General features: G+C 72.0%; 23 protein-coding genes, 2 tRNA genes and 1 riboswitch. Of the genes, 12 read left to right on the top strand and 13 right to left on the bottom strand.

Annotation, left to right across the window (positions count from 1 at the left end; all coding sequences use genetic code 11):
- Window positions 1-68 precede the first annotated feature (68 nt).
- The 5 genes from AC07FJ_RS11545 (at window position 69) to AC07FJ_RS11565 (ending at window position 6,270) form a co-directional block, all read left to right on the top strand.
- Window positions 69-314, top strand: coding sequence for a DUF3311 domain-containing protein (locus AC07FJ_RS11545; protein ID WP_361419403.1), 246 nt, complete (start codon window positions 69-71; stop codon window positions 312-314).
- On the top strand, window positions 311-1,939 hold the full coding sequence (mctP, locus tag AC07FJ_RS11550; protein ID WP_355362564.1) for a monocarboxylate uptake permease MctP: 1,629 nt from the start codon (window positions 311-313) through the stop codon (window positions 1,937-1,939). Before AC07FJ_RS11545 ends, mctP begins: the two co-directional genes overlap by 4 nt.
- A gap of 76 nt (window positions 1,940-2,015) precedes the next feature.
- A complete protein-coding gene (locus AC07FJ_RS11555; RefSeq protein WP_479047786.1) occupies window positions 2,016-2,561 on the top strand; it encodes a GNAT family N-acetyltransferase in 546 nt (181 codons plus the stop codon).
- 64 nt (window positions 2,562-2,625) lie between these two features.
- A riboswitch (cobalamin riboswitch) is annotated at window positions 2,626-2,748 on the top strand.
- A 139-nt stretch (window positions 2,749-2,887) separates the two neighbouring features.
- Window positions 2,888-5,257: a ribonucleoside-diphosphate reductase subunit alpha gene (locus AC07FJ_RS11560; protein ID WP_479047789.1), complete on the top strand. Its 2,370-nt coding sequence runs from the start codon at window positions 2,888-2,890 to the stop codon at window positions 5,255-5,257.
- Window positions 5,257-6,270, top strand: a complete 1,014-nt coding sequence (locus AC07FJ_RS11565) for a ribonucleotide-diphosphate reductase subunit beta (RefSeq protein WP_479047791.1) — start codon at window positions 5,257-5,259, stop codon at window positions 6,268-6,270. The genes AC07FJ_RS11560 and AC07FJ_RS11565 overlap by 1 nt, the downstream gene beginning before the upstream one ends.
- A 56-nt stretch (window positions 6,271-6,326) precedes the next feature.
- Here AC07FJ_RS11565 and def read toward each other — a convergent pair whose 3' ends face one another.
- The 8 genes from def to AC07FJ_RS11605 form a co-directional block, all read right to left on the bottom strand.
- Entirely contained in the window at window positions 6,327-6,959 is a 633-nt protein-coding gene (gene def / locus AC07FJ_RS11570; RefSeq protein WP_479047793.1) for a peptide deformylase, read from the bottom strand.
- Window positions 6,960-7,029: 70 nt separating this feature from the next.
- A complete protein-coding gene (locus tag AC07FJ_RS11575; protein WP_479047795.1) occupies window positions 7,030-8,010 on the bottom strand; it encodes a tetratricopeptide repeat protein in 981 nt (326 codons plus the stop codon).
- Window positions 8,011-8,121: 111 nt separating this feature from the next.
- The gene (locus AC07FJ_RS11580; RefSeq protein ID WP_361419420.1) at window positions 8,122-9,390 is read right to left on the bottom strand and encodes an HD-GYP domain-containing protein; all 1,269 of its coding nucleotides are present in this window, start codon (window positions 9,388-9,390) and stop codon (window positions 8,122-8,124) included.
- Window positions 9,387-10,868: an HD-GYP domain-containing protein gene (locus AC07FJ_RS11585; RefSeq protein WP_479047797.1), complete on the bottom strand. Its 1,482-nt coding sequence runs from the start codon at window positions 10,866-10,868 to the stop codon at window positions 9,387-9,389. Before AC07FJ_RS11585 ends, AC07FJ_RS11580 begins: the two co-directional genes overlap by 4 nt.
- A gap of 169 nt (window positions 10,869-11,037) precedes the next feature.
- Window positions 11,038-11,349: a mycothiol system anti-sigma-R factor gene (rsrA, locus tag AC07FJ_RS11590; RefSeq protein WP_355362579.1), complete on the bottom strand. Its 312-nt coding sequence runs from the start codon at window positions 11,347-11,349 to the stop codon at window positions 11,038-11,040.
- Window positions 11,346-12,002, bottom strand: coding sequence for a sigma-70 family RNA polymerase sigma factor (locus tag AC07FJ_RS11595; protein ID WP_355362581.1), 657 nt, complete (start codon window positions 12,000-12,002; stop codon window positions 11,346-11,348). The genes rsrA and AC07FJ_RS11595 overlap by 4 nt, the downstream gene beginning before the upstream one ends.
- Before the next feature lie 255 nt (window positions 12,003-12,257).
- The gene (locus tag AC07FJ_RS11600; RefSeq protein WP_479047800.1) at window positions 12,258-12,908 is read right to left on the bottom strand and encodes an alpha/beta hydrolase family protein; all 651 of its coding nucleotides are present in this window, start codon (window positions 12,906-12,908) and stop codon (window positions 12,258-12,260) included.
- Between the two features lie 39 nt (window positions 12,909-12,947).
- Complete coding sequence (locus AC07FJ_RS11605) at window positions 12,948-13,763, bottom strand: SOS response-associated peptidase (protein ID WP_361419430.1); 816 nt, start codon at window positions 13,761-13,763, stop codon at window positions 12,948-12,950.
- Between the two features lie 130 nt (window positions 13,764-13,893).
- Here AC07FJ_RS11605 and AC07FJ_RS11610 point away from each other — a divergent pair, with 130 nt between their 5' ends.
- The 4 genes from AC07FJ_RS11610 to AC07FJ_RS11625 all read left to right on the top strand — a co-directional run bounded on the left by AC07FJ_RS11610 (window position 13,894) and on the right by AC07FJ_RS11625 (window position 17,466).
- Window positions 13,894-14,607 carry a M50 family metallopeptidase gene (locus AC07FJ_RS11610; RefSeq protein WP_479047801.1) on the top strand — a complete coding sequence of 238 codons (714 nt, stop codon included), beginning with the start codon at window positions 13,894-13,896 and terminating at the stop codon, window positions 14,605-14,607.
- A gap of 86 nt (window positions 14,608-14,693) precedes the next feature.
- Complete coding sequence (aroA, locus tag AC07FJ_RS11615; protein WP_361419436.1) at window positions 14,694-16,013, top strand: 3-phosphoshikimate 1-carboxyvinyltransferase; 1,320 nt, start codon at window positions 14,694-14,696, stop codon at window positions 16,011-16,013.
- Window positions 16,014-16,017: 4 nt separating this feature from the next.
- A complete protein-coding gene (rsgA, locus tag AC07FJ_RS11620) occupies window positions 16,018-17,031 on the top strand; it encodes a ribosome small subunit-dependent GTPase A (protein ID WP_479047804.1) in 1,014 nt (337 codons plus the stop codon).
- Between the two features lie 105 nt (window positions 17,032-17,136).
- Window positions 17,137-17,466, top strand: a complete 330-nt coding sequence (locus AC07FJ_RS11625) for a DMT family transporter (RefSeq protein ID WP_361419442.1) — start codon at window positions 17,137-17,139, stop codon at window positions 17,464-17,466.
- On the opposite strand, the gene AC07FJ_RS11630 is transcribed toward AC07FJ_RS11625, so the two are convergent.
- The gene (locus tag AC07FJ_RS11630; protein WP_479047807.1) at window positions 17,358-18,026 is read right to left on the bottom strand and encodes a TetR/AcrR family transcriptional regulator; all 669 of its coding nucleotides are present in this window, start codon (window positions 18,024-18,026) and stop codon (window positions 17,358-17,360) included. The genes AC07FJ_RS11625 and AC07FJ_RS11630 overlap by 109 nt on opposite strands.
- Before the next feature lie 132 nt (window positions 18,027-18,158).
- Between AC07FJ_RS11630 and hisN the strand changes: the two genes are divergently transcribed.
- Both hisN and AC07FJ_RS11640 read left to right on the top strand, forming a co-directional pair.
- Window positions 18,159-18,959, top strand: coding sequence for a histidinol-phosphatase (gene hisN / locus AC07FJ_RS11635; RefSeq protein ID WP_479047809.1), 801 nt, complete (start codon window positions 18,159-18,161; stop codon window positions 18,957-18,959).
- A gap of 158 nt (window positions 18,960-19,117) precedes the next feature.
- Complete coding sequence (locus AC07FJ_RS11640) at window positions 19,118-19,525, top strand: CBS domain-containing protein (RefSeq protein ID WP_361419451.1); 408 nt, start codon at window positions 19,118-19,120, stop codon at window positions 19,523-19,525.
- Window positions 19,526-19,633: 108 nt separating this feature from the next.
- Here the strand turns inward: AC07FJ_RS11640 and AC07FJ_RS11645 are convergent, their stop codons facing one another.
- A complete protein-coding gene (locus tag AC07FJ_RS11645) occupies window positions 19,634-21,085 on the bottom strand; it encodes a catalase (RefSeq protein WP_479047811.1) in 1,452 nt (483 codons plus the stop codon).
- A 143-nt stretch (window positions 21,086-21,228) separates the two neighbouring features.
- Between AC07FJ_RS11645 and AC07FJ_RS11650 the strand changes: the two genes are divergently transcribed.
- The gene (locus AC07FJ_RS11650; protein ID WP_355362603.1) at window positions 21,229-21,645 is read left to right on the top strand and encodes a Fur family transcriptional regulator; all 417 of its coding nucleotides are present in this window, start codon (window positions 21,229-21,231) and stop codon (window positions 21,643-21,645) included.
- Between the two features lie 155 nt (window positions 21,646-21,800).
- Here AC07FJ_RS11650 and AC07FJ_RS11655 read toward each other — a convergent pair.
- The 3 genes from AC07FJ_RS11655 to AC07FJ_RS11665 form a co-directional block, all read right to left on the bottom strand.
- Window positions 21,801-21,874 (bottom strand) — tRNA-Met (locus AC07FJ_RS11655).
- Between the two features lie 90 nt (window positions 21,875-21,964).
- The gene (locus AC07FJ_RS11660) at window positions 21,965-23,857 is read right to left on the bottom strand and encodes a tetratricopeptide repeat protein (RefSeq protein WP_479047814.1); all 1,893 of its coding nucleotides are present in this window, start codon (window positions 23,855-23,857) and stop codon (window positions 21,965-21,967) included.
- A gap of 209 nt (window positions 23,858-24,066) precedes the next feature.
- A tRNA-Met gene (locus AC07FJ_RS11665) sits at window positions 24,067-24,140 on the bottom strand.
- Between the last annotated feature and the right edge of the window lie 22 nt (window positions 24,141-24,162).

Below are 24,162 nucleotides of genomic sequence, written 5' to 3' on the forward strand. Positions count from 1 at the left end.
GGGGCGGGACGGTCCCTTAGATTGCGTGCGCATGACGCCAGGTGATCAGTGAGGGGACGGAACGCCGTATGACACAGGAGAAACAACCAGTGGTCACCCCCGTGCGGGTGGTGGTGGCGCTCTGCCTGTTCGCGCCCTTCGTCGCGATGCTCTGGGTCAGCTCGTACGCGAAGGTCGAGCCGAAGCTCGCGGGGATCCCGTTCTTCTACTGGTACCAGATGGCCTGGGTCGTCATATCGACCGTGTTGACGATGGTGGCGTACAAGCTGTGGCACCGTGACCAGCGGTCCCGCAAGGGGGGTGCGTCGCAGTGAAGGACGGCGTGAACGGCGTCGCGCTCGCCGTCTTCATCTTCTTCTTCCTGGCCGTCACGGTGATGGGCTTCATGGCCTCCCGCTGGCGCAAGGCCGAGAACGAGCACAGCCTGGACGAATGGGGCCTGGGCGGCCGGTCGTTCGGCACCTGGATCACCTGGTTCCTGCTGGGCGGCGACCTCTACACGGCGTACACCTTCGTCGCCGTCCCGGCGGCGATCTACGCGGCGGGCGCGGCGGGCTTCTTCGCCGTCCCGTACACGATCCTCGTCTACCCGCTGATCTTCACCTTCCTGCCGCGCCTGTGGTCGGTGTCGCACAAGCACGGCTACGTCACCACCTCGGACTTCGTGCGCGGGCGGTTCGGTTCGAAGGGCCTGTCGCTGGCGGTGGCCCTGACCGGCATCCTCGCCACCATGCCGTACATCGCGCTCCAGCTCGTCGGCATCCAGGCGGTGCTGGACGTGATGGGCGTGGGCGGCGGCGAGACCACGCACTGGTTCATCAAGGACCTGCCGCTGCTGATCGCGTTCGGCGTCCTCGCGGCGTACACGTACTCCTCCGGGCTGCGCGCGCCCGCGATGATCGCCTTCGTCAAGGACACGCTGATCTACATCGTCATCGCGGTGGCGATCATCTACATCCCCATCAAGCTGGGCGGCTTCGACGAGATCTTCAGCAAGGCCGGCGAGGCGTACGCGCAGATCAACCCGGCGACCGACAAGCCGCGCGGCGCCCTGGTGCCGGGCGAGATGGGCCAGTGGGGTTACGCGACCCTCGCGCTCGGCTCGGCGCTGGCGCTCTTCATGTACCCGCACTCGATCACGGCGACGCTCTCCTCGCGCAGCCGTGACGTGATCCGCCGCAACACCACGATCCTGCCGCTGTACTCGCTGATGCTGGGTCTGCTGGCGCTGCTCGGCTTCATGGCGATCGCGGCGGGCGTGAAGGTGCAGAACGGCCAGCTGGCCATCCCGCAGCTGTTCGAGAACATGTTCCCGGACTGGTTCGCGGGCGTCGCCTTCGCGGCCATCGGCATCGGCGCGCTGGTCCCCGCGGCCATCATGTCCATCGCCGCCGCCAACCTCTTCACCCGCAACATCTACAAGGACTTCCTGAAGCCGGACGCCACCCCGGAGCAGGAGACCAAGGTGTCCAAGCTGGTGTCGCTGCTGGTGAAGGTGGGCGCGCTGGCCTTCGTCCTCACCATGGACAAGACCGTCGCCATCAACTTCCAGCTGCTGGGCGGCATCTGGATCCTCCAGACCCTGCCGGCGCTGGTGGGCGGCCTGTTCACCCGCTGGTTCCACCGCTGGGCGCTGCTCGCCGGCTGGGCGGTCGGCATGGTCTACGGCACGGCCGCCGCGTACGGCGTCGCCAGCCCGACCCAGAAGCACTTCGGCGGCTCGTCCGCCGAGATCCCCGGCATCGGCGAGATCGGCTACATCGGCCTCACGGCCTTCGTCCTCAACGTCCTGGTCGTGGTCGTCCTCACCTTCGTCCTCAAGGCCGTCAAGGCCCCGGAGGGCATCGACGAGACCTCGCCGGAGGACTACACGGCGGACGCGGGCGACCCGGGCGTCCAGGTGGAGCTCCCCAAGGCCACGGCGGGCTCGGGCCACTGACCCATCCGCGTACGACGGGCCGTCGCGCCTCCCTCACGGAGGCGCGGCGGCCCGCTTCGTTGTGCACTCTGGCCCCATGGACATCACCATCAGGGCGGTACGGCCGGAGGAGCACGCGGCGCTGGGCGAGCTCACGGCGCAGGCGTACCTCGCCGACGGGCTGCTGGCCTTCGCCGACAGCGACGAGTATCTGATCGAACTGCGGGACGTGGCCGGGCGGGCCGCCGGCGCCGAGGTCCTCGTGGCCGTGGAGCGGGGCGGCGTGGAGCCGGACGCCGTGGAGCCGGGCGCGCCCGGCCGGGGCGAGCGGCTGCTGGGCGGCGTGACGTTCGCCCCGGGCGGCGGGCCCCTGGCCGAGCTGGCGGGGAACGGCGAGGCCGAGATCCGGATGCTCGCGGTCGCGCGCGAGGACCGGCGGCGCGGCGCCGGGGAGGCGCTCGTCCGGGCGTGCGTGGAGCGGGCACGGGCGGCGGACGGCTGCCGCCGGGTGGTGCTCTCCTCCCAGCAGGCGATGCGGACCGCGCACCGCGTGTACGAGCGGCTGGGGTTCGTACGCACCCCGGAGCGCGACTGGACGCCGGTCCCGGGGGTGACGCTGCGTACGTACGCGCTCGACCTCTGACCGGCGCGTCTTGTGGTGGCCGACACAAGATGTGGGGGGTGGCTCAGCGGCCGCCCCCCACATGTATGCTCATCTCGCTGTCGTCGCAGGGGAATCCGGTGCGAATCCGGAACTGTCCCGCAACGGTGTGTTGGTGTGCCTTTGGGCACCCACGAGTCCGAGCACCTGCCGGCAGCGCGCCCGGACCGTCCGGCCCGGGTGCCCAGACGTCCGGGCCTCGCGGAATGGGCCGGTGGACGCGGATACGTGCGCCCCCGTGCCGGAGGCGCCCCGCTCTGCCGTGCCCCGCCGCCGGTGGCCCCGAGCCGAGCGAGGGAGAGCCCCACGTGACCATCGCGCCAGCCGATCCGGTGTCAGCGAGCCAGAGCGACGGGAACGACGCGGGCGACGGTCCCGGGACCGTCCTGCTGCGCACCCTGACCGACCTGACCGCCGACCTCCCCGACACCGACCCCGGCCGGGTCGCCGCCGCCGCGCTGCGCGGCCGGCACGCCGGCTCGGACGAGGCGGAGCTGCGGGAGCTCGCCACCGAGGCGGCCGCCGGGCTGATCGCCGAGGACCCGGCGTACTCGCGGCTCGCGGCCCGGCTGCTGACCATCGGCATCGCGGCGGAGGCGGCCTCGCAGGGGGTCACGTCGTTCTCCGGCTCCGTCGCCGTGGGGCACCGCGAGGGGCTGATCGCCGACCGCACCGCCGACTTCGTCCGCGTCCACCGCGAGCGGCTGGACGGGCTGGTCGACCCGGCGGCCGACGACCGGTTCGGCTACTTCGGGCTGCGGACGCTCTACTCCCGCTACCTGCTGCGCCACCCGATCACGCGCAAGGTCATCGAGACGCCGCAGCACTTCCTGCTCCGGGTGGCGGCCGGGCTGGCCGAGGACGACAGCGTCCGCGCGCTGGACGAGGTCGCGGCGCTGTACGGCCTGATGAGCCGCCTCGACTACCTGCCCTCCTCCCCCACGCTGTTCAACTCCGGTACGCGCCACCCGCAGATGTCGTCGTGCTACCTGCTGGACTCGCCGCTGGACGAGCTGGACTCGATCTACGACCGCTACCACCAGGTGGCGCGGCTCTCGAAGCACGCGGGCGGCATCGGCCTGTCGTACTCGCGCATCCGCGCCCGCGGCTCGCTGATCCGGGGCACGAACGGGCACTCCAACGGCATCGTGCCGTTCCTGAAGACCCTCGACGCCTCCGTCGCGGCCGTGAACCAGGGCGGGCGGCGCAAGGGCGCGGCCGCCGTGTACCTGGAGACCTGGCACGCGGACATCGAGGAGTTCCTGGAGCTGCGCGACAACACCGGCGAGGACGCCCGGCGCACCCACAACCTCAACCTCGCGCACTGGATCCCGGACGAGTTCATGCGCCGGGTCAACGCCGACGCCGCGTGGTCGCTGTTCTCGCCGGCGGACGTGCCCGAGCTGGTCGACCTGTGGGGCGAGGAGTTCGACGCCGCCTACCGCGCCGCCGAGGCCAAGGGACTGGCCCGCAAGACCATGCCGGCCCGTGACCTGTACGGGCGGATGATGCGGACCCTCGCCCAGACCGGCAACGGCTGGATGACGTTCAAGGACGCCTCGAACCGTACGGCCAACCAGACCGCCGAGCCCGGCACGGTCGTCCACTCCTCGAACCTCTGCACCGAGATCATCGAGGTGACGAACGACGGCGAGACGGCCGTCTGCAACCTCGGCTCGGTCAACCTGGGCGCCTTCGTCAACGGCGGGGACATCGACTGGGAGCGGCTCGACGCGACCGTCCGCACCGCCGTGACCTTCCTGGACCGGGTCGTGGACATCAACTTCTACCCGACCGAGCAGGCCGGGCGTTCCAACGCCAAGTGGCGGCCGGTCGGCCTGGGCGCGATGGGCCTCCAGGACGTCTTCTTCAAGCTGCGCCTGCCGTTCGACTCCCCCGAGGCGCGCACCCTGTCCACGCGCATCGCCGAGCGGATCATGCTGGCGGCGTACGAGGCCTCCGCCGACCTGGCCGAGCGCAACGGCCCGCTGCCCGCCTGGGAGCAGACCCGCACCGCGCGCGGTGTGCTGCACCCCGACCACTACGACACCGAGCTCACCTGGCCGAAGCGGTGGGCGGCCCTGCGCGAGCGCGTCGCCGCCGTCGGCATGCGCAACTCGCTGCTGCTCGCCATCGCGCCGACCGCGACCATCGCCTCGATCGCCGGTGTGTACGAGTGCATCGAGCCGCAGGTCTCCAACCTCTTCAAGCGCGAGACGCTGTCCGGCGAGTTCCTCCAGGTCAACTCGTACCTGGTGGAGGACCTGAAGCGGCTGGGCGTCTGGGACGCGCAGACCCGTGAGGCGCTGCGCGAGTCCAGCGGCTCGGTACAGGGCTTCTCCTGGGTGCCGGAGGAGATCCGCACGCTGTACCGCACGGCGTGGGAGATCCCGCAGCGCGGCCTGATCGACATGGCGGCGGCCCGTACGCCGTTCCTGGACCAGTCGCAGTCGCTGAACCTGTTCATGGAGACGCCCACCATCGGCAAGCTGTCGTCGATGTACGCGTACGCCTGGAAGCAGGGCCTGAAGACGACGTACTACCTGCGTTCGCGCCCGGCGACCCGGATCGCCCGCGCCGCGTCCGCGGCACCCACCATCCCCGTGCAGCAGGCCGCCGACCCCGAGGCCGTCGCCTGCTCCCTTGAGAACCCCGAGTCCTGCGAGGCCTGCCAGTAATGAGTTCCCCCGAAAAGAACCTTCTCGACCCGGGCTTCGAGCTGACTCTCCGCCCCATGCGCTACCCGGACTTCTACGAGCGCTACCGGGACGCCATCAAGAACACCTGGACCGTGGAGGAGGTCGACCTCCACTCCGACGTCGCCGACCTCGCCAAGCTGACGCCCGGCGAGCAGCACCTGATCGGCCGGCTGGTCGCGTTCTTCGCGACCGGTGACTCGATCGTCGCGAACAACCTGGTGCTGACGCTCTACAAGCACATCAACTCGCCCGAGGCGCGGCTGTACCTGTCGCGGCAGCTGTTCGAGGAGGCCGTGCACGTCCAGTTCTACCTGACGCTGCTCGACACCTACCTGCCCGATCCGGAAGACCGTACGGCCGCCTTCGCCGCCGTGGAGAACATCCCCTCCATCCGCGAGAAGGCGCAGTTCTGCTTCCGGTGGATGGACTCGGTCGAGAAGATCGAGCGGCTGGAGACGAAGGCCGACCGCCGCCGCTTCCTGCTGAACCTGATCTGCTTCGCCGCCTGCATCGAGGGCCTGTTCTTCTACGGGGCCTTCGCCTACGTGTACTGGTTCCGGTCGCGCGGTCTGCTGCACGGCCTGGCGACCGGCACCAACTGGGTCTTCCGTGACGAGACGATGCACATGAACTTCGCGTTCGAGGTCGTCGACACCGTCCGCAAGGAGGAGCCGGACCTCTTCGACGACGAGCTCCAGCAGCAGGTCACCGACATGCTGAGGGAAGCGGTGGAGGCGGAGCTCCAGTTCGGTCGCGACCTGTGCGGCGACGGCCTTCCGGGCATGAACACCGAGTCGATGCGCCAGTACCTGGAGTGCGTCGCCGACCAGCGCCTGATGCGCCTCGGCTTCGCGCCGGTGTACGGCTCGGAGAACCCGTTCTCGTTCATGGAGCTCCAGGGCGTCCAGGAGCTCACGAACTTCTTCGAGCGCCGCCCCTCCGCCTACCAGGTGGCGGTGGAGGGCTCGGTCGACCTCGACGAGGACTTCTGAGACGCCGACGGGCCCCGCTCACCGGGTGAGCGGGGCCCGTCGAGCCGTACGGCGGCTCAGTCGTTGGCGACGACCGGGTAGCGCGGCGTACCCGCCTCCATCTGCTTCAGCGCGTCCTTGCGGTCGCGCTTCGACAGGCGGTCGATGTACAGGTACCCGTACAGGTGGTCCGTCTCGTGCTGGAGGCAGCGGGCGAAGTACCCGGTGCCGCGCACCTTGATGGGGTTGCCCTTGGCGTCCTGCCCGCGCACCACGGCGTAGTCGGGCCGGGCCAGCGAGGCGTACGCCGTCGGGACGGACAGGCAGCCCTCGTTGGAGTCGTCGAGCACGCGCAGCTCCGGCGGCAGCTCCTCCAGCACGGGGTTGCAGACGACACCCACGTGCCGGACGCCCTCGTCGTCCGGGCAGTCGTAGACGAAGACCTTCAGGTCCACACCGATCTGATTGGCCGCCAGGCCGACGCCCTCGGCGGTCCGCTGGCTGGCGAACATGTCGTCGATCAGCCGGGCCAGCGAGTCGTCGAACTCGGTGACGTCCTTGCACTCCTTGTGGAGCACCGGGTTCCCGACGACGGTGATCGGGCGGGACGTGCCGCGCTCCCGGTGGGCGCGCTCGCGCTCCTCGCAGTCCTCCGTGTCGATGATGAAACCCTCGTCGTCGACGTACGGATCCGTCTCCTGCTGCGCCATGTCCGCCTCTGCGCCTTTCTCAGTACCCGATGCATGCATGCTGATGTGCTGGTACAGCCTACGACCCGGCTCAGCAGACTTCTTCGAGATCGCGCCACTCACGGCTGTCCGGGCTGTCCGCCACCCAGCCGTCCAGCAGCCCGCGGACCAGGCCGGCGGGCGCCGCGATGCCGCACTCGCGCTCCGGCACCCACAGTTCGCCCGGCGAGCGGTGTCCGAGCGGGCCCGGGTGCCCCGGCTCGCTGTGGTCGTGCGGGTCCAGGTGCTCGCCCTCGCCCTCGGCGCTCGGCATCCGCGACTCGGAGCAGGGCCGGCACAGCAGCCGTACGGACGAGGACCAGTCCTCGGCGGCGAACCCGGCGTCGGCCGCGAGCCGTTCCAGGGCGTCCCGGTCGGCCTCGGTCGCCGCCTCCAGGAGCACCACCCAGGTCGGTACGGGGGACGGCGCCCACAGCTCGATCTCGTCGAACACCGGGAAGCTGTGCCCGGCGGACGTGGTGCGCTCTCCATGGGGGACCCCGTCGTGCAGCACGACCTCGCCCCAGCGCCGGCCCGAGGACGGCAGCGGAATGGAGAGCACCTCTATCCGGGCCGGGTCGAGCCGTCGGCCCCACACCACCTCGGCCTCGCCCTCCGGCGACAGCCGTACGGCGGCGCTGCCCAGCTCCATCCCGGTCGGCTCACCGCCCGCCGCGGCGGCCCCCGGCACCTTCAGGCCGTACGCCTGCCAGGCGCGGCGCGCCAGCGGCCAGTCCTGGAGCGCGGTGGCGGCGATGCCGACGTTCCACCAGTCCGGGGCGCCGGTGTCCTTGTCGAGGAGCGCGACCGCCCGCAGGCCCGCCGTGCGCGCCTGCTCCCAGTCGTGCCGGAACTTGTGCAGCAGCGCCAGGTTGAACCAGGACTCCGAGAGCCAGGGCTCCAGGTCCGCCGCCCGCGTCAGCAGCGCGCCCGCGTCCTCGTACCGCCCGTCCCCGATCAGCGTGAACGCGCGGTCGGTGGCCTGCCGCCACGAGGCGGAGGGCCGATGCCGTACCTTCCCGAAGATCCTCACGATTCCCGCCTGCCGGTCTGCCGGTCGCTTTCGCTGAAGGTCTCTGCCCCCGGACACCCTCTTGTTCGCATCCAACCATGCCGGGTCGGGCGCCCGCTCATTACCCATGGGTTACCCAGCTGCGCGACCGGTGACGCAGCCCCGGGCCACCACCCTGGCCAGGGCTTCCACCACCGCGGGGTGGTAGTCGCGCGCGGTGCCCAGCCTCAGCTGCTCCAGGGCGGTGAGGGATCCCTGGGCGGTTTCCCCGGCCAGATCGTCGTACGCGTTGACGGCGCGGACGATCCGGGCGGGCGGCGGCTGCTCCCGGTACGGGTCGGCCTGCCGCTCCACGACGACCGCGACGGCCGCCGGCACGCCGGTCTGGCGCACCACGGCCCCGCCGAGGAGGGCGATGCGCCGCTGCTCGGCGGCCGGGAGGAGGGCGGTGGCCCCCTCCGGTACGGGGTCTACGAGGGACAGCTGTCCGATGTCGTGCATCAGCGCGGCGTACTCCAGCACGGTCAGGTCGGGCTCCGACAGGCCCAGCTCCCGCCCCACGGCGAGGCTGAGCGCCGCCACCCGGTGGGCATGTCCCGGGGTCGTGTACCCGGCGATCTCGGTGGCACGCGCGAGGGAGGCGATGGTCTGGCGGTACGTCGCGCGGACGGCGGCGTACCGGCGGAAGGACAGCTGGGTGAGGAGCAGGGGTACGCAGAAGAGGGGAAGCGCCCACAGTCCGGCGGCCGCGACGGCGAGGGCGATGACGGCGCCGGTGGCGCACACCGCGGAACCGACGCCGAGCAGGGCGCGCAGTTCGTCGCGGAGGAGGGGCCCGTACCGGTAGCCCGTGCGGGCGCGCAGCATGAGGGCGGCGAGGACGGCGTCGCACAAGGCGGTCAGCACCAGCAGGAGCGCCAGGAACAGGGCGTAGTAGGGGCCCTGTCCGACGGTCTCGTCCAGTCGTCCGGAGTTGTAGAGGGGCTGGAAGCAGACGGCGGCGAACGCCGTGGTCAGCACCCGGCGGGCCAGGTGGTCCAGCGCCGGCCCGCAGCCCCGGGCGACGTGCGGTACGGCTCCGACGAGCGCCCCGGCGAAGACGACGGCGATCGTCTGGAGGACCCCGTGGGTGGTGGGCCGCCCGGCGGACTCGCCGAGCAGGGCGTACGCGAGGGCCCCGGCGGCGCCGAGGGGCGCGGCTTCCCGGCCCCAGGGCTCCGCGAGCACGGGCCCGGCCGCCACCCCGGGGCGGGCGGCCCAGCGGGCGAGCTCCCCGACGGCGATGAGCAGGCCGAAGGCGAGCGCGGTGCCGGGCTCGGCGACGCCGTGCCACAGCGTCCAGGCGAGTCCGGCGGCGGTGAGCGCGGCGGCGGCCGCGTGGGCGGCCCCGAGCGCCCTCACCGGGCCCGGCCCCGCGCGTCGCGGCCCCGCATGTCTCCGTCCCGCTCGGCGCCGTCCCGTGCGGCGGCGTCGGGCACGTCCTCGGGCGCCGGTCCCGGGGGCCGGGGCAGGTCGCGTGGTGGAGGGACGTTTCGGCGCGCCGGGTCGCGGGAGTCGTCGGCGGTGACCGCCGGCTCCCAGCCGTGCCGCTCCAGCGCCCGCACCAGGGCCCGCACCATCCGGGGGTCGAACTGCGTGCCCGCGCAGCGCTCCAGCTCCGCGAGCGCCGTGGCGACCGGCCGCGCGCGCCGGTAGGAGCGGGTCGACGTCATCGCGTCGAAGGCGTCCGCGACGGCCACCACGCGCGCGAACTCGGGGATCTGGCGGCCGCGCAGCCCGTAGGGGTAGCCGCTGCCGTCCATCCGTTCGTGGTGGTGGAGGATCGCCGCCCGCGCCTCGCCCAGGAACCCGATGCCGCGCACCATCTCGTGCCCGTACTCCGGGTGCAGCTCGATCACCCGCCGCTCCTCCGGGGTCAGCGGTCCGTCCTTGCGCAGCACCCGGGTCGGCACGCCGAGCTTTCCGACGTCGTGGAGGATCCCGGCGAAGCGGATCACCTCAAGGCGCGCCTCGTCCATGCCCAGTTCGCGGGCGATCAGCACCGACGCGTGGCCGACGCGCTCGCTGTGGCCGCGGGTGTAGGTGTCCTTGATGTCGACGGCCTGGACCAGCGCCCGGATCGTCGCCTGGTGGGCGGCGCGCTCGCGGTGGTACTGCGCGAACATCCAGCAGGAGACGTACATCGGCAGCAGCACGAACAGCGCGGCGGGCCAGCCGTACGGGCTGCGCCACAGCACGGCCATCATCAGCCCGGCCAGCCCGTGCACGGCGTGCGGCGCCAGCGAACGCGGCAGCAGCCCGCGCCAGGCGCTGCGCACCGGCAGGCGTTCGGCGGTGGCGAGGATGCCGCCGTCGAGGGCGGTGAGGACGAGGCAGAAGGCGAGCGCCGAAAGGCCGGCGGGGAGCAGGACGTACGGGAAGCCGGGCGCGGCCGACAGGGCGTCGGGGCGGCCGCTGCCGAAGGCGACCGCCGTCTGCGCGGCGGCCCACGCGGCCGCCCAGGCGGCGATGGCCAGCCGTGCGGCGCGCCAGATGCGGCGAGGGGTGGCGGGCCGGTGCTCAACGGGGGCGGTCAGCGCCCCGGGCACGGCCACGAGGGCGGCCGCGGCGGGCGGCAGCAGCAGCGCGGCGGCGAGCAGGACGGGGAAGAACGACCCGGCGCTCACCGGTACGGCGGAGCCGCCCGGGACGCGCCCGGTCGCCCGCCCGATGACCGACCACCGGGCGGGCCACTCGCAGAAGGCGTAGAGCGCGGCGAGGAGCACGACCGCGCCCCAGGGGGTCTCGGCGGCCGGGTCGAACGCGGGCAGCGCGCACGCGGAGGCGCACAGTACGGCGCCCGCGATGTATGCCCACGCCCCCACCGGAATGCCCGCCACCGTTTCCGCCTCCCGCCGGCCCTCCGAATCGAGCGCCAGGCTACGAGCCGGTGGCCTCCCGGTGGCGGCGGACGGAATCGATTAGCCCCTTCGGGTGACCACGCCCCGCGGTCGACCGGCGCGTGCGGACGACCGGCGCGTGCGGACGACCGGCGCAGTCGGCCCGGGCCTACTCCTGGGTGGCGGGGGCGGGCCCGGCGGACACGTCGTGGTCGGGCACGGTCTCGCCCGCGCGGATCAGCTCGATGCGCCCCATGACCTTGGCCCGCAGGTCGCTCGGTACGTCGTCATGGCCGCAGCACCGCTTGACCAGCTTCTTCACGGCCTGTTCGAGCCCGTACTTCTCGAGGCACGGGGAGCACTCCTCGAAGTGCACCTCGAACTTGGTGCAGTCGCTGTCGGGCATCTCACGGTCGAGGAACTCGTAGAGATGGTCCAGGACCTCTGCGCATTCCGTCTCGTGCGGCTCTCCGCAGCTCATGAGCCCGAGCCTTTCCCGTTGTTCGACGACTCTCCGGCGCCCGCGGGGACCAGGCCGCGTTCGCGGGCGTAGTCCTCGAGCATGCCGCGCAGCTGGCGGCGGCCACGGTGCAGTCGGGACATCACCGTACCGATGGGTGTCCCCATGATGTCCGCGATCTCCTTGTACGCAAAGCCCTCTACGTCGGCCAGATACACGGCGATGCGGAACTCCTCCGGGATGGCCTGGAGGGCTTCCTTCACATCGGAGTCGGGCAGGTGGTCCAGCGCCTGCGACTCGGCGGACCGCAGACCGGTGGACATGTGCGACTCGGCGCGGGCGAGCTGCCAGTCCTCGATCTCCTCCGCGGCGCTGCGCTGGGGCTCGCGCTGCTTCTTGCGGTACGAGTTGATGAAGGTGTTGGTAAGGATCCGGTACAGCCAGGCCTTGAGGTTGGTCCCCTCCCGGAACTGGTGGAAGGACCCGTACGCCTTGGCATACGTCTCCTGGACCAGGTCCTCGGCGTCGGCCGGGTTGCGCGTCATGCGCAGGGCCGCCGAGTACATCTGGTCGAGGTAGCCGAGGGCGTCCCGCTCGAAGCGCGCGTTGCGCTCGGACTCCGTCTCCTCGGGGCCTTCGTTGGTCCCTGTGTCGGTCCCAGTGACCGGACCCACCTCCTCCAGCGCTGTGGCGAGACCGAGTGCGGACCCGCTCGAATCGGAGAATAGTCGACCTTCCGGCGCCAGTCCCTTCAGATTCGCTCCGCCCGATGCCCGGACAGGGACGGTCCTGGCCGCGGGAAGCACGGTCCAGTCGAGCTCAGTGGCCTCGGACCGGCTCGGGCAGCTGATCGAACCCATGCGACGGACTCCCTCTCCTGGCTCTGCTCTGTTCACCGACGCCCGTCACAACAACGCCCCGGCCGCTTCTCATTCCCGCAGGCCACTCACCCACTTCGCGACCGCCCCGGTGATGACCGCGAGCGCCTCCTCCTGGGTCACCGCCGCCCGCTTCGGCACGGCGAACCCGTGGTCCCCGTAGGGGACCTCCACGAGCTCGTACCGCTCCCCGGGGCCTGCCTCCGGGAACTCCGCCGGCCTGCCGAAGGGGTCGTTCCCGCCCTGGACGACGAGGGTCGGTACGCCCGCGCCGAGGAGCTCCTGTGCGCGGGAGCTCTCCGGCCTGCCCGGCGGGTGGAGCGGGAAGCTCAGCGCGAGGACGGCGCGGGCGCCCAGCTCGCCGGCGGTGCGGCAGGCGACGCGGGCCCCGGCGCTGCGCCCGCCGGCCACGATCGGCAGCCCGGGCACGCGCAGGGCGGGCCAGAGGTCCCGCCAGGCGGCGTCCAGGGTCTTGGGCGCGGGGGCGAGCTTCTTCCCGGCGACGCGCCACGGCTGTTCGACGAGGGCGACGGTCACCCCGGCGGCCGGCAGGCTCGCGGCGAGCGCCCGCAGGTCCCGCGCCTCGACACCGCCCCCTGCGCCGTGGCCGAGGGCCACGACGAGGCGGGCGTCGCCCTCGGCGGCGTACCAGGTGATACGGGCGTCGCCGACGCCGGTCGGCACGATCTCACTGTTGGTCACGGTGCCATGGTGCCAAGCCGGGGCCCTGGAACCCGGTCCTCAGAAGAGGGTTTCCTCCACCGGGCCGGGCAGCTCCTCGACCAGCTCGGGGCCGTTGTTGCGGACGTTGCTGACGGCGGGCGTCACCGGATAGGCCCGCATCAGGCCGGCGGGCGGCGGCGTGAGCAGCGAGCGCAGGTCCTCCACCTCCGTACGGGCCGGGTCCAGCCAGGCGTCCCAGCGGTCGGGCGTCAGCATCAGGGGCATGCGCGGGTGGATGTCCGCCAGCGAGCGCGGGCCCTCGGCGGGGGCCACGCCCAGGGGGTCGGTGTCCGCCTCCGTGGTGATCACCGAGCAGGTGGCCCACCACGCCTGCGGGTGGTCGGGCGGAAGGGTGGGGTCGCGCCAGAACTCGTACAGTCCCGCCATCGCGAAGACCGAGCCGTCGGCGGGCGTGACGAAGTACGGCTGCTTGCGCGTGCGCTTGCGCTTGCCCTGCTCCTCCAGCTGCCGCTCGTCGGCGCCGGTCACCCACTCGTAATAACCGTCGGCGGGCAGGATGCACCGGCGCGTGGTGAAGGCCTGCCGGAAGGAGGGCTTCTCGTGGACGGTCTCCGCCCGAGCGTTGATCATCCGGGCGGCACCCTCCGGGTTCTTCGCCCAGGACGGGACGAGCCCCCACTTCAGGGCCCTCAGCTGCCGGACCGGGCGCCGGGAGTCCGCTCCCTTGAGGGGGCGTTCGAGGACCGCGTAGACGTCCTTGGTGGGAGCCACGTTCCAGTCGGCGTCCAGGGTCTCCTTGGGATCCCACTTCTCGACGCCGAAGAGACCCGTCAGGTCCTCGGGCCTCCGGCTCGCCGCGTACCGTCCGCACATCGTCTGACCACCCCTCCTGTGTGTGCGCACACGAGCCTAGGACGTGTGCGCGACGGACGGGGCTTGAGTCCGTGCCCGCCGGACGCGGAGGATGCTCCGTACGCCCACGACTCCAGGGAGCCGCCCCACCATGGACAGCACGAGCCTCGCCGCCCTCTGGGACCGCCTCATCGGTACCCAGCCGGCCCCCGACAGGTGGCTCGTGATCGCCACGGCCGTCGCCGCCCTCGCCGTCACCGCGCCGCCCGGGATATGGCGCCTCGCCCGCAACGCCATCACCATCGCCCACGAGGGCGGCCACGGCCTGGTCGCCCTGGTCAGCGGCCGCCGTCTGCAGGGCATCCGGCTGCACTCCGACACCAGCGGCCTGACCGTCAGCCGCGGCAGGCCGACCGGCCTGGGCATGATCCTCACCGCGGCCGCCGGCTACACCGCGCCGCCCCTGCTCGGCCTCGGCGGCGCCTGGCTGCTGGCGGCGCACCGCGTCACGCTGCTGCTGTGGGTGGCGACGGCGCTCCTCGCGGCGATGCTCGTGATGATCCGCAACGCGTACGGGGCGCTCACCGTGATCGTCACCGGCGCGGCCTTCCTGCTGGTGTCGTGGCTGACGGGACCGGACGTCCAGGCGGCGTTCGCGTACGGCGCGGTGTGGTTCCTCCTTATGGGCGGTGTACGCCCCGCCTTCGAGCTCCAGGCGAAGCGGCGGCACGGCGGGGCGCCGGACTCGGACGCCGACCAGCTCTCGCGGCTCACCCACGTACCGCCCGCTCTGTGGCTGTTCTTCTTCCACACGGTGTCGGTGTGCTCGCTGATCGGCGGGGGGCGCTGGATGCTGGGGCTGTGAGCACCGCGGTCGGCCGGCCGGTCAGCTGATCATGACAATCCGGCGCAGGTGACCTCTGGCCATAGGGCCCGTCTAAAGTGAGGGGCATGACCGATAGCAGCCCCGTGCCCTCCGATCTCTGGCCCGCTCCCCACGCGCGCGGAGCCGTCGACGCGACCGTCACCGTGCCCGGGTCCAAGTCGGTCACCAACCGCGGTCTGGTCCTCGCCGCCCTCGCCTCCGAGCCCGGCTGGCTGCGCCGCCCGCTGCGCTCGCGCGACACCCTGCTGATGGCCGAGGCCCTGCGCACCCTGGGCGTCGGCATCGAGGAGGGCGTGGGCCCCGACGGCACCGGCGAGCGGTGGCGGATCATCCCGGCGGGCCTGCACGGCCCGGCCACCGTCGACGTCGGCAACGCCGGCACGGTGATGCGCTTCCTGCCTCCCGTCGCCGCGCTCGCGGACGGCCCGGTCCACTTCGACGGCGACCCGCGCTCCCACGAGCGGCCGCTGCACGGCGTGATCGACGCCCTGCGCGCCCTGGGCGCCCGCATCGACGACGACGGGCGCGGCTGCCTGCCGCTGACCGTGCACGGCAGCGGCGCCCTGGACGGCGGCCCGGTGGAGATCGACGCCTCCTCGTCCTCGCAGTTCGTCAGCGCCCTGCTGCTGTCGGCGCCGCGCTTCAACCAGGGCGTCGAGGTCCGGCACACCGGCTCCAAGCTGCCGTCCATGCCGCACATCCGGATGACCGTCGACATGCTGCGCGCGGTCGGCGCCCAGGTCGACGAGCCGGAGACGGGCGGCGAGCCGAACGTGTGGCGGGTCTCCCCCTCCGCGCTGCTCGGCCGCGACCTGACCGTCGAGCCGGACCTGTCCAACGCGCAGCCGTTCCTGGCCGCCGCCCTGGTCACCGGCGGGCGGGTCACCATCCCCGACTGGCCGTCCAGCACCACCCAGCCCGGTGACGCGCTGCGCCGGATCTTCACCGAGATGGGCGGTTCCTGCGAGCTCACCGAGCAGGGCCTGACCTTCACCGGTACGGGCGCGATCCACGGCATCGACGTGGACCTGAGCGAGGTCGGCGAGCTCACGCCCGGCATCGCCGCGGTCGCCGCGCTCGCCGACTCGCCGTCGACCCTGCGCGGCGTGGCCCATCTGCGCCTCCACGAGACGGACCGCCTGGCCGCGCTCACCAAGGAGATCAACGAGCTGGGCGGCGATGTCACCGAGACGGCGGACGGGCTGCACATCCGTCCCCGCCCGCTGCACGGCGGCGTCTTCCACACGTACGACGACCACCGCATGGCGACGGCCGGTTCGATCATCGGCCTCGCCGTCGACGGCGTACTGATCGAGAACGTGGCGACGACCGCCAAGACCCTGCCCGACTTCCCGCAGATGTGGACCGGAATGCTCGAGGCCTGACGACATGCGCCGCTACGGCAAGCACACGGACGAGGACGACATCCGTTCGCGGCCCAACCGCAAGGGCAACCGCCCCCGCACCACCATCCGCCCCAAGCACGAGGACGCGGCGGAGGGCATGGTCCTGACCGTGGACCGGGGCCGGCTGACGTGCCTGGTCGACGGCCGTACGGTCATGGCGATGAAGGCCCGGGAGCTGGGCCGCAAGGCCGCCGTGGTGGGCGACCGGGTGTCGCTCGTCGGTGACCTGTCCGGCAAGAAGGACACGCTGGCCCGGATCGTACGGATCGAACCGCGCTCGTCCGTCCTGCGCCGTACGGCCGACGACGACGATCCGTTCGAGCGGGTCGTGGTCGCCAACGCCGACCAGCTGGCCATCGTTACCGCCCTCGCCGACCCCGAGCCGCGGCCCCGGCTGGTCGACCGCTGCCTGGTCGCGGCGTTCGACGGCGGCCTGGAACCGCTGCTGGTGCTCACCAAGTCGGACCTCGCCCCGCCCGAGAAGCTGCTGGAGCTGTACGGCGCGCTCGACATCCCGTACGTCGTCACCAGCCGCGAGGAGCTGTACGACGGGCACACCGCCGCCGACCGGGTGCGCGAGTACCTCGCCGGCCGCACCACCGCGTTCGTCGGCCACTCGGGCGTCGGCAAGACGACCCTCGTCAACGCGCTGGTGCCGGAGGAGCGGCGCCGGCTCACCGGTGACGTCAACGCCGTGACGGGACGGGGCCGGCACACCACCACCTCGGCGCTGGCCCTGCCCCTCGACCGCGCGGACGGATGGGTGATCGACACCCCGGGCGTGCGGTCCTTCGGGCTGCACCACGTCGATCCGTCCCGGGTGATCAACGCCTTCCCCGAGCTGGTGCCGGGCACCGAGGGCTGCCCGCGCGCGTGCAGCCACGACGAGCCGGACTGCGCACTGGACGAGTGGGTGGCCGAGGGCCACGCGGATCCGGCGCGGCTGTACTCGCTGCGGCGACTTCTCGCCACGCGTGAGCGACGCGAAGGCGACTGAGTCGCGCACGTTTGCGTTTCCCGCCGCCCGACGAGTGCATAATCGCACCAAGTCGGGCCAAGTCCGACGAAGCAGTCACGGATCACCACGGACGCGGGAGGCACTGTGAGGACGGCGTGGCTGCTGGTGATCGTCGCGGGTTTACTGGAGACGGGTTTCGCGGTCTGCCTCAAGCTCTCGCACGGCTTCACCCGGCTGTGGCCGACGGTCGCCTTCGCCTGTTTCGCGCTCGGCAGCTTCGGCCTGCTGACCCTCTCGCTGCGGAAGCTGGACGTCGGCCCGGCGTACGCCGTGTGGACCGGCATCGGAGCGGCGGGGACCGCCATCTACGGCATGATCTTCCTCGGTGACCTGGTGTCCGTACTGAAGATCATCTCGATCACGCTGGTGATCGTCGGGGTCATCGGCCTCCAGTTGTCCGGCTCCTCCCACTGAGGCGCGACGACGTACGACAGCGCGAGGCGTACGAGCAGCTCGCAGGCGTCCCGGTCCACGCCCGGGCCCGCCGCCTCGCCCAACCGGTCCCGCACCGCCGCCACCAGTTGCCCGGGCGCCGGGGCCCCCGCGTCGGCCCGGCGCTGCGCCGGGGGTCCCGGTACGCGCGTACGGGGCCGAGCGGGGCCCGGCACGGGGAGCCGTTCGCTCCAGCAGCCGGTGAGCAGGGCACGCAGGAGGGGTCTCGCCCGGGCCTCGCGGACGGTCCATTCGGTGAGCGAGAGGAACCGGTCGACGGGGTCGGTCCGTTTCGTGGGGTCGGTCCGTTCCGTGGGGTCGGTCCGCTCGGCGAGGATCCGTTCGACGCCGCACAGATACGCGTCGGCCTCGTGCCGCACCAGGGCACGGGCCAGACCCTCCTTGCTGCCGAACTCGTTGTAGAGGGTCTGCCTGGACACCCCGGCGGCGGCCGCGACCTCGACCATCCGGACCGCCGGCCAGGGCAGGTCCGCGAGCGCCGCACGGGCGGCGTCGAGCAGGGCGTCTCGGGCAGTGGGCATCGTCACCTCCCAGACCAGCGGCTCACCACTAAGGGGGTGTCCTGGCGGCTCTGCGCTCAGAGTTGACGGGTGGCCACGCACTGTCAAGACTCCCTGCGGAAGGTGCCGGTCCACCGGGATAGAGTGCGGGCCATGGCCGATTACCACGATGATCTGCGTCTTGCCCACGTCCTCGCGGATGCCGCCGACGCCGCCACCATGGACCGGTTCAAGGCGCTCGACCTCAAGGTCGAGACCAAACCGGACATGACGCCGGTGAGCGAGGCCGACCGGGCCGCCGAGGAGCTGATCCGGGGCCAGTTGCAGCGGGCGAGGCCGCGCGACGCGATCCTCGGCGAGGAGTACGGCGTCGAGGGCACGGGCCCGCGCCGCTGGGTGATCGACCCGATCGACGGCACCAAGAACTACGTCCGCGGCGTACCCGTGTGGGCGACGCTGATCTCCCTCATGGAGGCGGGCGAGGGCGGCTTCCAGCCGGTGGTGGGCGTGGTGTCGGCCCCCGCGCTCGGGCGCCGCTGGTGGGCGGCGAAGGGGCTGGGCGCGTACACCGGGCGGAGCCTGTCGTCGGCCACGCGCCTCCATGTGTCGCAGGTGGCGGACGTGTCCGACGCGTCGTTCGCGTACTCCTCGCTCAGTGGCTGGGAGGAGCAGGGCCGTCTCGACGGCTTCCTGGACCTCACGCGTGCGTGCTGGCGTACGCGCGGCTACGGCGACTTCTGGCCGTACATGATGGTCGCCGAGGGCTCGGTGGACATGTGCGCGGAGCCGGAGCTGTCGCTGTGGGACATGGCGGCGAACGCGATCGTGGTGCAGGAGGCCGGCGGTGTCTTCACCGGCCTGGACGGCAAGCACGGCCCGCACAGCGGGAACGCGGCGGCGTCGAACGGCCTGCTGCACGAAGAGTTGCTGGGGTACCTGAACCAGCGCTCCTGACGACCATGGCGCGCACGGAGCGTCGTGGCGTATGTGCGCCAGGTGATGCAGACCCCTTGTTGCGGCACCACCGGGCTGCCACTCTGAGAGTCCCCCCACTTGTGAACTTGTGAACCCGTTCTCGAAGTGAAGGTTCACCCAAGGAGGTGGCTCCATCCATGCTCGTCCGTGACGCCATGAGCACGGTGGTCCTCACCATCGGACCCGCGCACACACTCCGCCAGGCGGCCGCCCTGATGGCGGCGCGCCGCGTCGGCGCGGCCGTCGTCCTGGACCACGACACCAGCGGCCTCGGCATCCTCACCGAACGCGACATCCTCGTATCCGTCGGCGCCGGCCAGAACCCGGACCTGGAGACCGCCGGTGCACACACGACGACCGACGTGGTCTTCGCCGCCCCGGAGTGGACCCTGGACGAGGCCGCCACCGCCATGGCGCACGGCGGTTTCCGGCATCTGATCGTGCTGGACGGCACCGGCCCGGTCGGCATCGTCTCCGTGCGCGACATCATCCGCTGCTGGGCGTCGCCCGTACGGCGACGTGAGGCGGCGGCCGTCCTGGCGTAGGCCGCTGCCGGCGGGCGGCCGACAAGCACCGACGGGCACCGGAAGGCCGGAGGGCCGGCCCCCTTGCGGGAGCCGGCCCTCTTCCTACGACAAGCGATCCAGTGCTGTTCAGCCGCGCAGGGCCTGGACCGCGGCCTCCAGCCGCTTGCCGAAGTCTCCGTCGGCCTGACGGAAGTTGTTGATCGCGCGCTCGACGATGTCGTCGCGCGAGACCTTGGCGATGAAGCCGGAGAGGTTCTCGATCAGACGGTTCTTCTCGTCCTCCGACATCAGCCGGTAGAGGTTGCCCGCCTGGACGAAGTCGTTGTCCTCGGCGTGGACGGGCGCCGGCTGCTCGCCGGTCGCGCCGGTCACCTGGATCGGCGCCCACAGCGGGCGGTCGATCTGGTGCGGGCCGCCGAAGCTGTTCGGCTCGTAGTTTTTCGCGCCCTTGTGGCGGCCGTCGTACAGGAAGCCGTCACGGCTGTTCGTCCGCGCCTCGGTGGCGTGCGGGCGGTTCACCGGCAGGTGGTCGGCGTTGATGCCGACGCGGTAGCGGTGGGCGTCGCCGTACGCGAAGAGGCGGCCCTGGAGCATCTTGTCCGGCGACGGGCCGATGCCCGGCACGAAGTGGGCGGGGCTGAAGATCGACTGCTCGACCTCGGCGAAGATGTTCTCCGGGTTGCGGTTGAGCTCCAGCTTGCCGATCTCGATGACCGGGTAGTCCGCGTGCGGCCACACCTTGGTCAGGTCGAACGGGTTGAAGCGGTACGTCGCGGCGTCGGCGGCGGGCATGATCTGCACCCCGACGGTCCAGGACGGGTACTCGCCGCGCTCGATCGCCTCGCGCAGGTCACGCTGGTGCGAGTCCGGGTCCTCACCGGCGAGCTTGTTGGCCTCGGCCTGGGTGAGGCACTTGATCCCCTGGTCGGTCTTGAAGTGGTACTTGACCCAGAAGACCTCGCCGGCCTCGTTGTTCCACTGGAAGGTGTGCGAGCCGAAGCCGTCCATGTGGCGGTACGAGGCGGGGATGCCGCGGTCGCCGAAGAGCCAGGTCACCTGGTGCGTCGACTCGGGCGACAGGCTCCAGAAGTCCCAGACGTTGTCCGCCTCCTGCGAGCCGGTGTACGGGTCGCGCTTCTGGGTGTGGATGAAGTCGGGGAACTTGATGGCGTCCTTGATGAAGAACACCGGCGTGTTGTTGCCGACGAGGTCGTAGTTGCCCTCTTCGGTGTAGAACTTCAGCGCGAAGCCACGCGGGTCGCGCACGGCGTCGGCCGCGCCGAGGTTGCCCGCGACGGTCGAGAAGCGGAGGAAGACCTCGGTCTCCTTGCCTATCTCCGAGAGGAACTTCGCGCGGGTGTACGGGGTGACGTCCGCCGTCACCTTGAAGGTGCCGTACGCACCGGCGCCGCGCGCGTGGACCACGCGCTCCGGGATGCGCTCGCGGTTGAAGTGCGCGAGCTTCTCCAGCAGCAGCTGGTCCTGGACCAGAACCGGACCACCGACGCCCGCGGTCTCGCTGTTCTGGTTGTCGGCGACCGGCGCGCCGGCCTCCGTGGTAAGCGGTCCCTGCGTCACGTGCGCCTCCTGCGTCATTCCTGCAAGTCCTGTCCCTTGGCTAATGCCGTTCCCGATCCTACAATGGACATTGTCTAAGTCAAGCGTCTATCCAAAGCCACACCCGTTCGGGACTGAGTCCCCTCCCTGTTAGGCTGGTCTGCATGAGCGACCTGTTGGAACGACTGCGCGGACGCGGCTGGCGTATGACCGCGCAGCGCCGTGTCGTGGCCGAGGTCCTCGATGGCGAACACGTCCATCTGACGGCTGACGAGGTCCACGCGCGCGCGGTGGAGCGACTCCCGGAGATCTCCCGAGCGACCGTGTACAACACGCTGGGTGAGCTGGTGTCACTGGGCGAGGTCCTGGAGGTCTCCACGGACCGCCGCGCCAAGCGGTACGACCCGAACGCCCACCGCCCGCACCACCACCTGGTCTGCGCGCAGTGTGGCGCGATCCGCGACGTGCACCCGTCCGGTGACCCGCTGTCCGACCTGCCGGACACGGAGCGCTTCGGCTTCACGATCTCGGACGTGGAGGTCACGTACCGCGGCGTGTGCCCCAACTGCGCGACTGCCTGACTCGTCTTGACTCGCCCTGACCGTCTTGCCGAAAAGGCCCCCCGGAGAACCGGGGGGCCTTTTCGCATGGTGCTTTCGCATGCGGGCGACGGGCGTGATGCGACGCGCACATGCCGAAGGCCCGGATCCATCAGGATCCGGGCCTTCGGTTTCAGTAGCGGGGACAGGATTTGAACCTGCGACCTCTGGGTTATGAGCCCAGCGAGCTACCGAGCTGCTCCACCCCGCGTCGTTGAACACAACCTTACGGGACGGCGTGGACCAGCGCAAATCCATAAGGGGGCCTTGGAGAGTGACCCGCGTTACGCGACGGGTCGCGCTACGCCGTGAGCTCCTGGTGCAGTGCCTCGCTCAGCCGCGCCGCCCGCTCGGCCACCTCCGCCGGGCCCAGCTCGACCGCGCGCGTGCACCAGCGGCGCCCCTCGGCCAGCTCGCCCCGGCGGGCGGCGAGCAGCGCCAGGCGCAGGGCCGCCCGGCCGTGCCCGGCACGGGCGGCGCGGGTCCACCACAGGGCCGCCTCGCGCTCGTTCCCGTCGCGGGCGAGGAGCAGGCCGAGGTTGAAGGCGCCGTTCCGGCTGCCCGCCTCGGCGGCCACCCGGTACCAGCGGGCCGCCTCGGTGGTGTCGCCGCGCGCGGCGGCGAGCATGCCGATCCGCACCTGGGCGCGGCGGTGGCCCTGCTCGGCCGCCCGCTCGTACCACTCCTCGCACTCGCTCTTGGCCGCCTGCGGCTCGCCCAGTGCGGGCGCGCCCGGCGGCGGCTGGCGCGCGTCGAGGACGCTGGCCAGGCGGAACGCCGCCTCGGCACTGCCGCCGCCCGCGGCGATCCGCAGGTGGCGCTCGGCCTCCTGCTCGTCGCCGTCCCGGAGCTTGGCGATGCCGACCTGGAGCGCGGCCTCGGTGTGGCCGGCCGCGGCGGCGCGCTCGTACCAGGTCAGCGCCGTACGGTCGTCGTCGCGGCCCGCGTAGAGGATGCCGAGGTTGAAGGCGGCGTCGACGCTGCCCGCCTCGGCCGCCTTGGAGAACCAGGGCTCGGCGCCGTTCGGGTCGCCGCTCTGGAGGAGCAGGATGGCGAGGGCGTTGGCGGCCTCGCGGTGGCCGGCGTAGGCGGCGCGGCGGTACCACTGCTCGGCCTGGGCGACGCGGTTCTGGGCGGCGTACAGCAGCCCGAGGTTGTACGCGCCGTTGACGTCGCCCGCGTCGGTGGCCGCGCGGTACCAGCGCTCGGCGGTCTGGTGCTCGCCGCGGGCGGCGTGCAGGGCGCCCAGCGCGTTGGCGGCGTTGCCGTCGCCGTCCTGGGCGGCGCGCAGCCACCACACGGCGGCGCTGTCCTCGTCGCCGGCGTCGCGCAGCAGGAAGCCCAGCGCGCAGGCGGCGCGGGGCTCACCGTCCTTGGCGGAGGTGAGGTACCAGCGGCCGGCCTCCTTGAGCTCGCCGCGCTTTTCGAGGATGGCGCCGAGGTGGAGCGCGGCGCGGCGGTGCCCGCGCGCGGCGGCCTGCCGGTACCACTGCTCGGCGGTCTCGGTCGCGGCTCCGGCGCTGAAGCGGGTGCCGGTGCCGGTGCCGGCGCTGAGGCGGGTACCGGTTCCGGGGCCCGTGCCGGTACCGAGGCGGGTGCCGGTGCTGGGACCCGTGCCGGTCGCGGTGGCGCCGTCGCCCTGCTCCTCCGCCTTGCGCTCCAGGGCGCGGGCGAGGCGGTAGGCGGCCTCGCGGTGGCCCTGTTCGGCGGCGGCGCGGAGCCAGCGCTCGGCGCCGACGTCGCTGCGGTGCTCCAGCAGGTCGGCGAGGGCGTACGCGCCGAGGGCGTGGCCCTGCTCGGCGGACTGGCGCAGCCAGTACTCGGCGGCGGGTTCGTCGCCGCGCTCGCGGTGGTAACGGCCCAGCGCGTGTGCGGCGGCGGCGGAGCCGGCCACGGCGGCGATGCGCCACCAGCCGGCGGCCTCCTCCGCGTATCCGCGCTGGTGCAGCAGGACACCCAGGTTGTTGGCGGCGGCACGGTCGCCGTCGGCGGTGGCCGCGCGCAGGTACGGCTCGGCGCCGTCGAGGTCGCCGCGGCGCAGCAGCATGGCTCCGAGGATGCTCATCGACGCGGTGTCGCCGGCGTCGGCGGCGCGACGGTGCCGTGCCTCGGTCTCGACGGCGTCGCCGGTCTCCGCACCGTCCACAAACCGCCCTGTTTCCAAAAGCGTTGCCCTGTCCCCCATGAATTCCATCGTCGCACCACCCGCAAACCGCGTACACCTGGTATACCGCAGCCAGTGAGGTCACTTCAGCGTTTTGTCGACATGCCCACAGGGAGACAAGTCAAACACGAGTCACTCCAACTGCCCCCACCCGGCCGCCGCTTGGCGCGTCGTACCGTGCACTCCCCCGGCACACACCAAGGGCCCGGATCTCGAAAGATCCGGGCCCTTGGCTTCAGTAGCGGGGACAGGATTTGAACCTGCGACCTCTGGGTTATGAGCCCAGCGAGCTACCGAGCTGCTCCACCCCGCGTCGGTGAAACCACAGTATCACG

The organism is Streptomyces sp. NPDC045998 (genome assembly GCF_056430285.1).

Coding starts and splice junctions, on each gene's coding strand:
- AC07FJ_RS11555 (WP_479047786.1), top strand. CDS start 2,016: ATGGACATCACCATCAGGGCGGTACGGCCGGAGGAGCACGCGGCGCTG.
- AC07FJ_RS11610 (WP_479047801.1), top strand. CDS start 13,894: ATGGACAGCACGAGCCTCGCCGCCCTCTGGGACCGCCTCATCGGTACC.
- AC07FJ_RS11565 (WP_479047791.1), top strand. CDS start 5,257: ATGAGTTCCCCCGAAAAGAACCTTCTCGACCCGGGCTTCGAGCTGACT.
- AC07FJ_RS11605 (WP_361419430.1), bottom strand. CDS start 13,763: ATGTGCGGACGGTACGCGGCGAGCCGGAGGCCCGAGGACCTGACGGGT.
- rsrA (WP_355362579.1), bottom strand. CDS start 11,349: ATGAGCTGCGGAGAGCCGCACGAGACGGAATGCGCAGAGGTCCTGGAC.
- AC07FJ_RS11650 (WP_355362603.1), top strand. CDS start 21,229: ATGAGCGACCTGTTGGAACGACTGCGCGGACGCGGCTGGCGTATGACC.
- def (WP_479047793.1), bottom strand. CDS start 6,959: ATGGCGCAGCAGGAGACGGATCCGTACGTCGACGACGAGGGTTTCATC.
- aroA (WP_361419436.1), top strand. CDS start 14,694: ATGACCGATAGCAGCCCCGTGCCCTCCGATCTCTGGCCCGCTCCCCAC.
- hisN (WP_479047809.1), top strand. CDS start 18,159: ATGGCCGATTACCACGATGATCTGCGTCTTGCCCACGTCCTCGCGGAT.
- AC07FJ_RS11660 (WP_479047814.1), bottom strand. CDS start 23,857: ATGGAATTCATGGGGGACAGGGCAACGCTTTTGGAAACAGGGCGGTTT.
- AC07FJ_RS11640 (WP_361419451.1), top strand. CDS start 19,118: ATGCTCGTCCGTGACGCCATGAGCACGGTGGTCCTCACCATCGGACCC.
- AC07FJ_RS11545 (WP_361419403.1), top strand. CDS start 69: ATGACACAGGAGAAACAACCAGTGGTCACCCCCGTGCGGGTGGTGGTG.
- rsgA (WP_479047804.1), top strand. CDS start 16,018: ATGCGCCGCTACGGCAAGCACACGGACGAGGACGACATCCGTTCGCGG.
- AC07FJ_RS11630 (WP_479047807.1), bottom strand. CDS start 18,026: ATGCCCACTGCCCGAGACGCCCTGCTCGACGCCGCCCGTGCGGCGCTC.